Annotated in this window: 13 protein-coding genes and 1 pseudogene; 11 read left to right on the forward strand and 3 right to left on the reverse strand. The window is 39.0% G+C overall.

Features of this window, described 5'->3' with window-relative positions; genetic code table 11:
* Positions 1-23: 23 nt before the first annotated feature.
* Both AWM68_RS21945 and AWM68_RS20920 read right to left on the reverse strand, forming a co-directional pair.
* Positions 24-290, reverse strand: a pseudogene (locus AWM68_RS21945) (peptidoglycan-binding domain-containing protein); the annotation flags it as partial.
* A gap of 215 nt (positions 291-505) precedes the next feature.
* Complete coding sequence (locus tag AWM68_RS20920; protein WP_082820508.1) at positions 506-664, reverse strand: aspartyl-phosphate phosphatase Spo0E family protein; 159 nt, start codon at positions 662-664, stop codon at positions 506-508.
* A gap of 214 nt (positions 665-878) precedes the next feature.
* Here AWM68_RS20920 and AWM68_RS00465 point away from each other — a divergent pair, with 214 nt between their 5' ends.
* Complete coding sequence (locus AWM68_RS00465) at positions 879-2453, forward strand: cation:proton antiporter (protein WP_066236038.1); 1575 nt, start codon at positions 879-881, stop codon at positions 2451-2453.
* A gap of 28 nt (positions 2454-2481) precedes the next feature.
* On the opposite strand, the gene AWM68_RS20925 is transcribed toward AWM68_RS00465, so the two are convergent.
* Positions 2482-2646: an aspartyl-phosphate phosphatase Spo0E family protein gene (locus AWM68_RS20925; protein ID WP_082820509.1), complete on the reverse strand. Its 165-nt coding sequence runs from the start codon at positions 2644-2646 to the stop codon at positions 2482-2484.
* A 348-nt stretch (positions 2647-2994) separates the two neighbouring features.
* Here AWM68_RS20925 and AWM68_RS00470 point away from each other — a divergent pair, with 348 nt between their 5' ends.
* From AWM68_RS00470 to AWM68_RS00515, 10 genes are all read left to right on the forward strand, one after another.
* Entirely contained in the window at positions 2995-4308 is a 1314-nt protein-coding gene (locus AWM68_RS00470) for a hypothetical protein (protein WP_066236040.1), read from the forward strand.
* On the forward strand, positions 4305-7097 hold the full coding sequence (locus AWM68_RS00475) for a DEAD/DEAH box helicase (protein ID WP_066236042.1): 2793 nt from the start codon (positions 4305-4307) through the stop codon (positions 7095-7097). The genes AWM68_RS00470 and AWM68_RS00475 overlap by 4 nt, the downstream gene beginning before the upstream one ends.
* Before the next feature lie 229 nt (positions 7098-7326).
* Positions 7327-8256, forward strand: coding sequence for a hypothetical protein (locus AWM68_RS00480; protein WP_066236045.1), 930 nt, complete (start codon positions 7327-7329; stop codon positions 8254-8256).
* Between the two features lie 16 nt (positions 8257-8272).
* Complete coding sequence (locus AWM68_RS00485) at positions 8273-9043, forward strand: SDR family NAD(P)-dependent oxidoreductase (protein ID WP_066236047.1); 771 nt, start codon at positions 8273-8275, stop codon at positions 9041-9043.
* Positions 9044-9169: 126 nt separating this feature from the next.
* Complete coding sequence (locus AWM68_RS00490) at positions 9170-9448, forward strand: HU family DNA-binding protein (protein WP_066236049.1); 279 nt, start codon at positions 9170-9172, stop codon at positions 9446-9448.
* 170 nt (positions 9449-9618) lie between these two features.
* Positions 9619-11463 (forward strand): PAS domain-containing sensor histidine kinase, encoded by a 1845-nt coding sequence (locus AWM68_RS00495; RefSeq protein WP_066236050.1) that lies wholly within the window; start codon positions 9619-9621, stop codon positions 11461-11463.
* Positions 11464-11516: 53 nt separating this feature from the next.
* A complete protein-coding gene (locus AWM68_RS00500; protein ID WP_066236052.1) occupies positions 11517-11765 on the forward strand; it encodes a hypothetical protein in 249 nt (82 codons plus the stop codon).
* 76 nt (positions 11766-11841) lie between these two features.
* Complete coding sequence (locus tag AWM68_RS00505) at positions 11842-12285, forward strand: helix-turn-helix transcriptional regulator (protein ID WP_066236054.1); 444 nt, start codon at positions 11842-11844, stop codon at positions 12283-12285.
* A gap of 100 nt (positions 12286-12385) precedes the next feature.
* Complete coding sequence (locus tag AWM68_RS00510) at positions 12386-14134, forward strand: metallophosphoesterase family protein (RefSeq protein WP_066236056.1); 1749 nt, start codon at positions 12386-12388, stop codon at positions 14132-14134.
* Positions 14135-14489: 355 nt separating this feature from the next.
* Entirely contained in the window at positions 14490-14930 is a 441-nt protein-coding gene (locus tag AWM68_RS00515) for a chemotaxis protein CheW (protein ID WP_066236057.1), read from the forward strand.
* The last annotated feature ends 8 nt before the right edge of the window (positions 14931-14938 follow it).

Here is a 14938-nt window from a genome sequence, read left to right on the forward strand (position 1 = left end):
TTATTTTGAATGCTGTTAAAAGTTTGTGGTCCAGCAATTCCATCTACTGATAACCCTTTTGCTTTTTGATAGCTTGTAACGGCTTGTTTAGTTACAGGACCGTAATAGCCTGTTGTAACAGCAAAATCGTAATATCCCATCGCTTTTAGTTTACCTTGAAGTTCATATACGTCATTGTCCCAAACACCTGGTCGGAGTGTGTGATCACCCATTGCCGCAAATCCGCTGACTGGAGCAGAAACGAGCAATCCGAATGCTAGAGCCCCTGTAATTACCCATTTTTTTATCATGATAACTCCTCCTAATATGTATAATTGGTTAAATACGCCTCGGTTGCCAATTATACTAATGAAATGTAACAAACGGATTAGGAGAAGATAACAAGTAGATTACAAAGATATATTAATATAATAATAGGTAAAAATAGACAGTTGAATAATTTTTTATTTTGAATTTCTTTCGTGCTGTATCTGCTCGACAAATTTCCTGGGAAATAGACAAGAAGTTACGTCTCGTTATTAGGCTCTTTCATAAAACCATCAAGACGGTTTAATAATTGATCTAACTCCTGACTGCAAGTTACGGTTTCTTGTGCTGATAGTCCATAAGTTTTCCCAAGGCAGAGCAGTACTTCACGTTTTTCCTCAATTAATTGCAATAACATGTTCTATTCACAACTTTCATGAGAGATTTTGTCTTAAATTAATATGCAATAGATTTACGAAAAGAAAAAGGGTTTCGTCGAAAGAAGTGATAATGTTACAAAATGCTACAAAAAACAGGGAGGGTATGTCGAATGCTTAATTCTCCAAATTCTGTCTGAATGATATAGGATATGGGGAATATAAAGTAATGTAAGAGATAGAGAGGAGATTGTTATGCATCACTCACTAAATATTGCATTGGTATTATTAGCTGTTGCTGTTGGTGTAACGGCTCTAGCAAAGAAAATAAAAAAGCCATACCCCATAGCTTTAGTTATTGTCGGCGGAATAATTGGTCTTGTACCAGTCCCAGAGTTGGAACCTTTAAAAGGCATTATTCAAGAAGGATATACCTTTCAATTCATTATTATCTCTTTATTGCTGCCTACCTTGCTAGGTGAGGCAAGTATAAAGCTTCCTTTCAGTCATTTGCGTGATCATGCAAAGCCTATCATAGCACTTGCGCTCGGCGGAACGTTTCTTACTTTCATAATTGTAGGAGCTGGTTCCTATTATGTACTGGGTCTTGGGCTTCAAACCGCATTTGTATTCGCAGCACTAATGAGTGCAACTGATCCTGTTTCAGTGTTAAGTATCTTTAAATCACTCGGAGTGAACAGAAAACTCTCCACAATTATTGAAGGTGAGAGTTTATTTAATGACGGATTAGCTGTCGTTCTTTTCATGATTGCTTCGATCTATCTTCCTTCCTATATCGAAATGGGCGCAGGTGGGTTTGTATCAGCACTGTTGATGCTGTTAAAGGTATCCATTGGCGGTGTACTTGTTGGTGGAGGATTAGGTTATATTTTTTCAAAGTTTACGAGTTGGTATGATGATTACCCACTAGAGATCTTATTTTCTATTCTTTTATTTTATGGAAGCTTCTTAATAGCGGAAAGCATACACGTTTCAGGAGTTATAGCAGTAGTTGTAGCTGGATTAACTTTTGGAAACTATGGAGCGAAGATAGGAATGAGTCCCACCACTAAAATAAACATCCATTCGTTCTGGGATGTGTTGGCTTTGTTTGCCAATTCTCTCGTGTTTTTACTTGTAGGATTAGAGATTGCTTATATCAATATTAATGATAAATGGGGATTAATTATTAGCAGCATTCTCATTGTACTAATCGCGAGAACGATCGCGGTTTACGGAACGCTGTTTACTATAAAGGGTATTCCAACAAAGTGGAAGCATGTACTAAATTGGGGAGGCCTTAAAGGCTCTTTATCTATTGCGCTTGCCTTAAGTCTACCTAATGATTTTCCTGGCAGAGAGGATATTATTATTTTGGCGTTTAGCGTGGTGTTCTTTTCATTGCTTGCACAAGGCATGACAATATCTGCCCTTATCAGCCGATTAAAGATTAAAGGCTCGAACAAGGAGAAAACCGAATATGAAGAAGTGATTACAGCTGTGAATCGATATGATTATGCTATACAGAGACTATACCAGCTGAAAAAGGAAGCGATCATTTCATCGATTGTATTTGAAAAGTGGAAAGCATTGTACGTTCATAAAAGTGAGGAGTCAAAAAAGAGATTAGATGAGATGTATGAGCAGCATCCAGAGTGGAGAAAATCACAGGAATATAAGGCAACGATTGAAACTTTGTACGCAGAGCATGAGGCAGTTGAAAATCTACTTCGGAAAGATATGATTTCCAGTCAGCAAGCTGAAGAGGAAGTGGAGCGCATACTCGATAAGATTGAACAGCAAAGAACACATTATAGTGAGCAAGAATAGAATGGCCGGTGATCGATCGGCCATTTTTTTATGCCTTTTGTTTTATTCTCGCATATTGGTTCAATAGCTGATCAAGCTGCTGACTGACATTTACAAGTCTAGGATGTGTGAGTTCATAGTTGAGCTGAGAAGACATACGATATAATTCTTCTCTCAATAAGATGATGCGTTCTAGGACAGTGTGTTCTTTCATAGGTAAAACTCCCTTTTATAGAAGGATCTGTTATAGGCCTTTGTTGAAAACTGAAAAGTTGCTTGTGGAATTTTGATTTCCGTTACAGGTGGTCAACCTGACATAGAGGGAAATGAAACACATACAAAGCAACTATTGTTAATAAACCGTTTTTAATAAGAATCAATTCATGTGTGCAAATCATTGAACTTGTTTATCTATTATCGGAAGAAATACAACGATTTAAATGATCGAATGTGTTTTCTTTGGTCAATTTACGCCGTTTCCTTTAAAATAGATATGATATACATGAATGTTTGTCTAATGAATTCGCTATAATTGGTAATAAAAAGGAAGGGGGGAGACGGAATGAAACCTACTGAGGAACATAAAAGTGGGCAAAATGAACGGCATTATGATACACCTGAACAAAAAGTTCAAAACACACATTCTGTTCAGCTGTGGCGAGAGTATTTTTCAGAGCGGTTCGAAACATTCGAAAGACGTAAAATGCAAACCGTCTCCTTTCGCGATCTTGTAGACGGAAAAGATACGAGCTATACATTTGTGCATATTTACCGTGATTATTATCCTGCTTTATTGAATGCAGGTCAGTTTTTTGATGAAGATGTTGCTTCTTTATATAAATATCATGTACAGATCGAGACGCTGATCCGGTTGTTTTCATTTGAAGCACAATATGGTGTGGCTACTTATATGCAGGCAAACTTTGATGCAACAGTTGAGAAGCTTTCTGATCAGATGTATGTGACGTTAAAACAGATTAACAGTGAAAAGCTGCTACAAGAAAATAAAAAGCTTGTAGAGGAGAGTCTGCGAAATTTCCAAAGCCTATATGAGATACCGCCTAAGTGGGGACATTTGCTATTTTATCTTTTTCAGATCAGCTGGTCGCTGCTTTATAGGGATCAAGCTTGGGTGACAAAGTATGAAAAGCAGTTAATGGAGGAAAAAGAAGGCGGGAAAACGTCACAGATGCTGGAGCTGGCACTTGTTCATTTTGCTTTTGCAAGCGGAGATGACACCCTCGCTTTTGAGCGGCTGAGCCAAAGTGAAAAGAAAGTCGAGATGGTTCATTATCTCGTTTGGATGAAGCTTTTATTAGACAAGCAAGAGTGGGATCGTCTTTTATTATGGCTTCTTGACTTAAAGCCGCATTTTTTAGAACGGGTGGGCACGTATTATTACCATTCTGACTCACGTGAATTTTTCCATGAATATTTAAGCTATTTTTGGAAGTATGCTCAGCATACAGGAGATGAGGATCAGTATGAAGAGATGCTGATTGAATTCTTGCCGATCACTTTTTATGAATATGGTGAGTATTTGATGGTAATCGGTGAGCATGAACGGTGGGTAGAATTACAGGTAATCATGGGTTACTCTCCAGAATTAATCCAAAGAAAAGACTTGAAAGAGGTCGTGTCCTTTCAAAAAGAGAACGTATTGCCAATCTACCACCAAGCGATTGACAGATTGATTAACGAACGAACAAGAAAGTCCTATCAATCAGCCATTAAACATTTAAAAACCCTTCGTTCTCTTTATTTTGATCTTGGGGAAGAAGAACGCTTTTCGCAGTATATAGATAAAATTGCTACTGTTTACGGCCGGCTAAGAGCCTTTCAAGAAGAGCTTAGGAAAGGAAAGTTTATTTCATGATCGATACAAGCAATCTTTTGCTTCACGCGAAATGGCTTCAGGGAAATATGGTTTTGTGGGCCACTAACCAATTGAAAAGAGTGCATGTAAACGACTGGAAACCTCTTTTATTCACCTGGCATCAACCTTCATTTTACGGAACGATGCTCGATATTGACGATGATCAGAACGTTTATTTAAGTGCTGGAGAAGCGTTTATCCTATTTAATAAGTATCCGGATTTCTTTCTTTCCGAAAACAACTGGGAAGATGATTCGAGAGCTTATGTAAAAGAGGCAAATGACATTTATAATCTGCTGAAGAAAGAAAAGGTAACCCCTGATTTTGAAGCATGGAAGAAAGGGAATTGGGCGTGGAGAAAAAAGGGTGAACCTATTGAATCTCAGTGGATAAACGAAGCTCTCTCTACGGTGCCTGATGACGATTCCATCCCTATGCCTTCACGCTTTAACAGAGACCGAATGAGAGGAATCCCTCGCCAAGTCATATCGGCCTTGAGTCATTTGAATGAGGATGAATGGCTCGTGAAGATTGGCTGGAGAGCAGATCCTAAGCCATTTGAGCTTGTTTTTGAACTGTCAGAACCAAATGAGGATGCAGAGGTCAGTAATGATTTATGGCACTTGAACGTCTTTCTTCAGGAAGTAGAGGAAGGGATTCGTGTGCCTTATCATGGTAAAAGTACACTCTTACCTGACGAATGGAAGCCTTTTAAAGAAATGCTCGAATCGGATATTGAACTTGTGTCAAAACTCATTTCTTGGATGAAGCTTACGAGTCGTAAAGAGTTTCGCAGCGAAATTACTGAAAAAGAAGCCTGGGATTTCTTAACTCTTAAAAGTCATATGCTTAAGCAAATTGGAATGACTGTTGTGCTGCCAGAATGGTGGCAAACCGTACAGGAACTGCAGCCTAAGGTTAAAGTGAAGATCAAGACAAAATCGCAAGTCGCTGGTGGAGCCCCTTCATTTCTTGGATTAAATGCCATCATGCAATTTGATTGGAGAATGTCTACTGGTGATGAAGACCTTTCAGAGGAAGAGTTTCGTAAGCTTGTTGACGGCAGCAGAAGGCTAGTACGCAGAAACGGTCAATGGTACAGAGTGGACCCTGAATGGATGAAGCAAGTTCGCCACTTGATCAAGAATGTCGACCGTACTGGAATTCAATTAAAAGACGTGTTAGAGCAGCATCTTCTAAACATGGAAACCAATCCAGCTGAAGATGGCCTTGAAGGCATTGATGGAGAAGGTCCAATGCTCGACATGGAATGGGATGAACCCTTAAATCTATGGATGGATCAGCTTTCTGAGATTAAGTCACTTCCTGTTGAACCGAAAGCCAAGAATTTACAAGGAACTTTACGAGAATATCAACTAACAGGAAGCTCCTGGATGTACTTCCTTAGAGAGTTTGGACTCGGTGGATGTCTGGCAGATGACATGGGACTTGGAAAAACGGTACAAACGATTGATTACTTTTTAAAAGTGAAGGAAAAGGAGAAGCAGAAAGGGACATTTTTACTTGTTTGTCCTACATCCGTTATCGGAAACTGGCAAAAAGAGCTGGAGCATTTTTCTCCGACCCTGACGGTTGGTCTTCACTATGGTTCGAACCGAAAAAAGGGAGAAGATTTCGCAGACTGGTATAAAAAGTATGATGTCGTTATTACTTCCTATACGACATGCCAGCTTGATTTTGACGAGATGGGCGGAACGTTTTGGGAAACGATCGTGCTTGATGAGGCACAAAATATAAAGAACAGTTATACAAAACAGTCAAGAAGCATACGGAAGCTGAATGGACGACACAAGATTGCGTTAACAGGAACCCCTGTAGAGAACAGGTTGCTGGAGCTTTGGGCTATTTTCGATTTCCTGAATCCGGGCTATTTAGGAAGTGAACCATCCTTTCAAAAGAAATTCGTGGTACCTGTTGAGAAAGAGAATGACAATTTACGCTTGCAGCAGCTTAAGCAGCTTGTACAGCCTTTCTTGCTTCGCCGCACGAAAATGGATCCAGCCGTTCAGCTCAATCTGCCTGAAAAACAAGAAATTAAAGAATATTGTCCGTTATCCAAAGAGCAAGCTTCGTTATATGAAAGACTGGTTCAAGATACGTTTGAACAGCTTGAAAAAGTTACAGGAATGCAAAGACGCGGCCTATTACTGGCAATGCTTGGCAAACTTAAGCAAATCTGCGATCACCCTGCTCTTTATACGAAGAACGATAAATTAACGAAATTAGAAGATCAATCAATTAAGTTTGCAAAGACCATTGAATTAATTGATGCAATCCTCGAGAAGGATGAGAAGTGTTTGATCTTCACTCAGTTTATTTTTATGGGTGAATTAATTAAGAACTATGCAGAGAAAAAGTTTGGTCGAACCGTCCTCTTTTTGCACGGAAGTCTTACGAAGCAAAAACGAGATGAAATGATCGAAAGTTTTCAAAAGGGAGAGCATCCTATTTTTATCTTATCGTTAAAAGCTGGAGGAACGGGACTTAACCTTACTGAAGCGAACCATGTTATTCATTACGACAGATGGTGGAATCCAGCGGTTGAGAATCAAGCAACTGACAGGGCTCACCGGATCGGACAAAAGAAATTTGTTACGGTTCATAAGATGATCACACTCGGCACGCTTGAGGAAAAGATTGATATGATGCTTGAAAGCAAGAAAGAGTTATCCGAAAAAGTAATTCAGAGCGAAAACTGGATTACTGAACTATCAACAGATGAATTGAAAGATTTATTCACGCTTAGAAAAGAATGGGTAGAGTCGTAAAGACATGGCTTTTGAGTCATGTCTTTTTTGTATTTTTGAGTGGTCCAGTAAGAAAGGGAAATTCATTTTATGTGATGACCTTTAATTTTTATGTGATGAGTCGTAATTTTTATGTGATCATATATTTTTTTTTTTGTGATGCGGAATCTATCAAATTATTTTTCGGCATCTTCATCCATTTTTTTGATAAACTTATTTTAATATCCAAAAAATAGGGGATGTGAATCTGATGCAACTAGAATCCTTACTAAGCTGGGGGATATCTCTCGTTTTTATTTTGCTATTAGTGCTGGTTTACAAGAAAAAAGGAGATCGGGAAGAACGTTTTTTAGGCTGGAAACTGGTTGGCTACTACTTTTTAGGAACGTTTACTTTACGATTGGAGTCTTGGATCTTACCCGTTGGAATTGCGGTATTTTTGCTTTTCTTTCTGCCTAAGATTATTTCGAATAAACAATCGAAAAAGTGGGCTGCTTCACTCGGGTTATTATCATTTGCTTTAAGCATCGTTATTTCGCACTCGGTTGAAGCGTATTACGAAGGAATGATACAGTTAAAGCCATCTTCAGATAATGCATATGAAATGAATTTCTTAAAGGAATATGAGAAAGTAAAAGCAGCACTAGATGCAGATGGGGAGCTAGCTATCAATAATATGGAACTATCCTTTGAAAAAGATGGGAAAATGAAGCAATTCAACTATGAAATCTATTACAGTAGGGACGACCGAAACATGAGTGCGTGGATTACACTTTTAAACGATAAATATCAAGTGGTTACACACATTCAGAAGGACGAGGAAGAAATGATGATGAATCATCAGAATTATATTTCATCACCTACCATCTATTTTCAGGCGCTTGATCTGCACGGTTTAAAGAAAATGTTGCCAACTGGTGATCTGTATTATGTGTACTTCACAAATTCTGACGAGGCTTCTTTGGATGTTGAAGATGCATCATTTTGGACTATTGAAAGATCGGGTATCCAAAAACATACCGAAGCCGCTTCAACGGATGAAAACACAGATTCAGAAGAAGCAATGGTTCCTCAATTTTCCTATCAAATTCGTATAAACAGCATGAGTGCAATGGGAGCTGGAGATTATAAAGGAGATCAACAGCGATACTTTGCCATTTCCCCAGAGCTTTATAACTAAAAAGGAGGCAGCGAATATGTATTTACCGTCATTTTCATTAAAAGGCAAGACAGCGCTCGTAACGGGTGCTGGCAGAGGAATCGGACATGCGATTGCAATCGGTTATGCTGAAGCTGGAGCGGATGTAGTTATCGTTTCACGAACACAATCAGATCTGGAAAAAACAGCTGAAATCATCGAGAGTAAAGGTTCAAAAGCGTACATATTTGAAGCGGATGTAACAAACAAGGATCATATAGAGAAAATTTTTGAAACACTAGATTCAAAAAAAATCAGATTGGATATTCTCGTAAACAATGCCGGTATGAACATTCGTTCAAAAGCAATGGATGTTTCAGATGAAGAGTGGAATACAATCATGAATACAAACCTGCGTTCAGCATTTTGGTTTTCTCAAAAAGCGGGGAAACGAATGAAGGAAGCTGGTGGTGGAAAAATCATTACGATTTCTTCTGTTGCGGGTCACGTGGCCCTTCGAACAGGAGTCGTCTATGCATCTACGAAAGCTGCGATCATTCAAATGACTAAAAACCTAGCACTTGAATGGGGAGAGTATGGTATTAACGTAAATAGCATCGGTCCTTGGTATTTTAAGACACCGCTTACAGAAAAATTGCTTGCCAATGAAGAGTACTTGAATGATATCTTAGCTGTAACTCCGCAAAAACGAGTAGGAGAACTTCCTGACCTTGTAGGACCAGCTGTTTTTCTTGCAAGCGAAGCCTCAAATTATGTAAATGGTCAAACGTTATTCGTTGATGGCGGCATGACAATACAAGGATTTTAAGTATTAATTATTAAACTATATAAATATTTTTCGGAATTTTATATCTTTCTGTATGAAACCTTTAATATCCGTTAATAATGTTGCTACACAAGCAGTTCATTCAATGTTTGAAGGGAGCAACTTATAATGAAAAAGATGGATTTAGTAGATGCAGTTAGAAATGCAACAAGTATGAACAAAAAAGAATCAGCGCTTGCCGTTGATGCTGTGCTAGATGCGATTACAGATGCTTTGAAAAACGGCGAGAGCGTGCAGCTTATCGGTTTCGGAACATTTGAAACGAGAAACCGCAACGCAAGAAAAGGACGCAATCCTCTAACTGGTGAAGAAATCATGATCCAAGCAAGCAACGTTCCAGCGTTCAAGCCAGGAAAATCGCTAAAAGAAGCAGTAAAAGCTGTTTAATCGCCAACAAATACAAAAGACGCTTTCCTCAAAGGAAGCGTCTTTTTGTCATATTTAGGCGAAAAATAAATGAATTTGACGTGCGAATGTTCAAAATTGTTGAAGGAAAAGAGATCCTTTTATTTAAATAATAAACGTTAAGAAAGTTTTAGTAAAAAGGGTGGATTAAAATGAAAGTAATAAGCCAGGACGAACTTCCTGCAGTTGCCACTTTAAAAGAGATGATTGATGTCCTGCCTGAATTTGTTTGTTTAAGATATCCAGATGGGACTTGGGCAGAAGCAAACCGTTTTGCTTTGAACATTTATGGTATATATGAAAATGATTATAAAGGAAAAAGTCTTGAAGAAATGCAGACAAGACTTTCAGAAGAAGCTATTGAAAGGTGCAATCTCTCTGATAAAAGGGCTTGGGAATCAGGAAAACCAATTAAAACAGCCGAAAAGATCCATATGAAGAGCGGCCGCGTCGTTATGCTGGAACTTATTAAGCAGCCAACTTTTACAAAGGATGGAAAGCCGCAAGTATTAGTGATCACCGGAAGAGACATTACTTCTCATAAGCAGAAAGAGGAAGAACTCAGCGTTGCTCTTGATCTTCTAGAATCGGTATTAAAAGGGACGACTGATGCGATTCTTATATTAAATACGAGACAAGAAGTCATTAAGGTAAACGATGCTTTTATTCAAATGTTCGGCTGGGCTGAAGAAGATTTTGACGAAGAAAATGAAGAATATCCAGTCATCACTCCCCTACATCTGCAAGGAGAATCAAAAGAGATTATCGATCTGTTAAAGAAAGGGCAATCGGTTCCCCTCCATGAAACACAGCGTATCCATAAGGATGGAACCGTTTTTGACGTGTCTGCGTCCTTTTCAAACATCTGTGATATGGATGGAAAGATAATGGGATTTGTCATTGTCTACCGCGATATCACGTCTCAGAAAAAAGTAGAACGTGCGCTTAGGGAAAGTGAAGCGAAGTATCGTCTGATCGCAGAACATTCTACAGACTTAATTACCGTTATTGATCCATCTGGCATAATCCAATATGTGTCTCCTTCTCATTTTATGGTGCTCGGGTACAAAGAGGGTGAGATCAAAGGCGCCATCCTCGATCTTGTTCATCCGGATGATATGGAGGATCTATCTGAACATTTTATGAGATCACTTGTGAAGAAAGAGCCGTTCGAGACAGAGTTCAGGCTTCTCCACAAAAATGGAGATTGGATCTTGCTTGAGACTCGCGGTGTGCCGGTGATGACGAAAGAAGGGCATGTTGAGAGCCTAGTAACGTTTGCACGAGATGTAACAAAAGCGAAGCAGACTGAAGAACTGATGCTTAAATCTGAAAAACTATCTGTCCTTGGGGAACTGGCAGCAGGGGTGGCACATGAGATCCGAAATCCTTTGACTTCCTTAAAAGGTTTCACAAAACTATTAACAGATGCAGATGATGTAATCCGTTTAGAATATTTGCGAATCATGGAGTCAGAGTTAAACAGAATCAATGATATCGTCGGTGAGTTAATGCTCGTTGCAAAGCCGCAAGCAGTAAGCTTTGAACATACGAATATTCAAGAACTGATCTATAGTGTAGTAAGATTATTAGAAACTCAAGCCATTATGAGAAACATCCAGATCTGGGTGAACATTGCCCCAAATATTCCCCTTGTTTATGGAGTCGAAAATCAGCTTAAACAGCTGTTTATCAACCTTTTGAAAAATGCCATCGAGAGTATGGATAAGGACGGTGAGATCCACATTAGGATCGGCACCCGCGACGATGCTGTTGTTCTTGAACTAAAAGACCAAGGATGCGGTATCCCGGCAGAGCGTCTGAAAACACTTGGAGAACCATTTTATACGACAAAGGAAAAAGGAACCGGATTAGGGCTAATGGTTTGTTTTAAAATTATTGAAGAACACGGTGGAGCAATCCAGTTTTCATCGGTAGAGAACGAAGGAACCCGTGTGGAAATTGAACTTCCGACAGCACCTGTTTCAACAAAATAAGGTTTATAGTGCACAAAATCCGACCACACTGTGTGTAAGGGAGTGTGGGAACGATGGATAAATACCGAATCTTTTTTGTTTATCGAGTAAAGAATTTGAATTACATTCATGTACATGGAATGAACATGGAGAATAAGAAGTTGTTCACTGTTTTGATTTCTTCTCCAAACGATGAGATGAACCTCGCTCAGCATCACCATGTGCTTCCAAATGAATTGTTATCGCTGCTGGAAGTAGAAAGCACACGAATCAACGCGGGGATTTATGATCTTGGTCATTGGGAACCTTATACGTATAGTTAATACTCCTTTCATTTTTGTTGAAAGGAGTTTTTTTGTGTAAAATGTTCCTAAAAGGATAAAAGGAGATATTTCTAGCATGACACAAGATCAAGTTGTGGATCTGTTAACGGGCAAGATTAAGCTTGTTCGAACAGAGCTTGGCTATACACAGGACAAGATGGCAGATATATTGGGTATTTCGAAAAAGACCCTCGTTCAAATAGAAAAAGAAAGAATTAAAGCGAGCTGGACGGTTATTGTTGCTTTGTGTGCATTGTTTCGGAACTCTGAAATCCTTAACAGCACACTTGGCGGAGATCCTGTTGATGTTATGGAAGTTGTCGTACATCAATATGTGGCCAGATCAAAAGAAAAGACGTGGGGCGGGCATGTCTGGTGGAAGGAAATAGATTCGAATAAGGGGTACAGGCTACAACAGAATATAATCAGCCAGCATTACCGAATTCTTGATGGAAACGACTACCGTGTCTATAGTTCTTTTGAAGAAAAGGAAGCAAAAAAGAGGTTGAGAGAGATATAGTAAAATAACTAATTCATAAAAGGTTTAAAGTGCTGTTACAGTAAATTTACTTTATGCTGTTACTTTCAAAATGCAAGTTATTTTGAAGGGAGATCAGCACATGAATTGGAAAACAAAGCTAACAGCACTTGTTATTACAGGTGCATTAACGATACCTGCAGGACAAGCTCATGCCTTTTTATCTGGTATTGACAAACAAGATGGCGGAATAGGAAACACGCAAAACTATTTGGATACAATACCTAACATCGCACTGGATCCAAAGGTTGATAATATCATTTATCCGCTTATGGCAACACCAGCTATCAAGAAGAACGGCTCAGAATTAACAGTAAAGGTAGATACAAAAGGTAAAGAGCTTGCAGGATGGGATGTATCCTTAAACCCAACAGAAGCAGCGAAAGTGGAAGGAATATTCGATCTTCCTGTAAAACATGTTCAAAAAGGATCTTCCTATTGGAAAGACAGCTCTTCCGTTTATGAAGTTACCGTACAGATTCCTGCTGATGTACCAGAAGAATTGTTTGATCTGCAAGTTTCATACACAGGGAACGGAACGCGTGTAACGGATGATGAACCAAACTCAGTTAAAGTTGTAAAAGAATTTAAAAAAGATTTTACGTTCATGCACTTAACGGACATTCATGTAGGCTCTCCAAGAAATATTGCCGATCCTGCTAATCTAACAGAAGCGGGAATGTGGCATCCTGACGAGTCAAAGCGCTGGCTTTATCTTCAAAAAACAATCAATCAAGTCAACTTGTTAAAACCAGACTTTGTCGTTATGACTGGAGACTTAATGTATGGCCAGATGAATCCGCAAGAATATATTTATGAATACGAGGAAACATACCGCATTCTGAAGAAATTTGATGTTCCTGTATATATCGTTCCAGGCAACCATGATTATTATGCTCAAGATGCGACGTTAGCGGATGGAGCAAAGTATTGGGAACAATATTTCGGTCCGCAGTATTTCTCATTTGATTATGGTCCTTACGCTCATATGATTGGGTACAATTCCTTCGACTGGCACAAGTTTGACCGTCAAGGGCATGGCACGGTTTCAGTACCAACATGGGGAGGACAGATTCGCGATCAGCAGATGGAATGGATCAAGAAGGATTTAGCTGAAAATAAAGCGACCTCTGGAGCCGGACAAGTAAAGGGGTTATTCTCTCACCACAATCCAATCTGGCGTGACCGTGACATATGGCCGTCAACTGATCCAGACGTTACGGAATACTGGAATGAATATGATGCAAAACATGATCCTCAGGACTTGAGCACACTCATTAAAGGGGAGAAACTTGGTATTAAATACGATCAGCAATGGCACGGAGAAGGTTCACATGAATTGATTGATATAATGAAACAAAATTCAGTAGACATCTCCCTTCACGGCCATACGCACATCGATAATATTACAGAGCAAGACGGAATTTTGTATTCCACAACAGCATCAATCGAACTGTCTGCTAAACCATGGGTGGGTTATCGTTTGTTTGAAAAGAACCCAGACAATAATAAGTTCAGCTCTTACGTTTACGAAGGTCCAGACAAATCGATGCCGGTTTATGAAAATGGCAATACGTCGGCTGGAGTTGTTTCCTTTGAAAATAAGTTTGAGCTTCCTAATGATGGGTCCCAAGTTACGCAAACATCAACTCTGACGAACCGTTTAAATAAACCAGTAACCGTTACTGTTCCTTTTTATATGAAGCAGGGCAGCTATACACCTTCGACTGGTAAAGTAATTGAAACACAATTATATGGAACAAAACAGTTTGTAGAGGTGCAGGTTACGATACCTGCAAATAGCGTACAGCGTATAGAATTAAAAAGATAACATAAGAAACGCTTGGGCGAGAGCCTAGGCGTTTTTTGTGTGCTAGAAAATGACCACGTTTTGTCGAATTTCCGCTGAATTGTGGCTAACGTGAAATTATTTCAATTAATGTGAAATTATTTAAGATAACGTGAAATAAAACAAAATAACGTGAAATTATTCAGATTAATGTGAATATAAACGGACAAGAAGCAGAAAATGAGCCCTTTTCACTCTCATTTACTCCCCTCCACCTATTTTTATCTCCTTTAAGGCATTTTTAAAAACTAAAACAATTGAAATGCATAACCGATAAAAAGGATGGGACTTAAGACTATCGTTTAACGTCGAAATACCTAGAAAAGGAGTAAGTGAGATGTCACTTAGCACTCAAACATTAAAGATTGTTATTATTATGGCGGGCGATGAACAGTACGGCTTGCCGATTGAACATGTCGCTTCTATTGAACGAGTTCTGGACATTACACCAATGCCGGAAATGCCTTCAGAGGTGTTGGGAGTCATTCATCTAAGAGGAAATGTCATACCGATACTTGACTTTGGCCATCTGATCGGGAAGCGTAAAACAGAAATGACAGATCAAACGAGAATCGTTATCTTGCAAAATGAGGATCGTTATTTAGGGTTGTTAACAGAAGCGGCAACAGATGTTATTGACATCGGATCAGATTCCATACAATCACCAGGAAGCTTTAGCCCAAAAGAAGATTCATTGATACAGGGTGTTTCTAAACAAAATGAGCATCTTATCATTGTGCTCAATTGCCCTGTTATTTTTAAAAACAGAAATTTATAAGAGGTGAC

This window comes from Fictibacillus phosphorivorans, assembly GCF_001619875.1.
GTDB lineage: Bacteria > Bacillota > Bacilli > Bacillales > Fictibacillaceae > Fictibacillus > Fictibacillus phosphorivorans_B.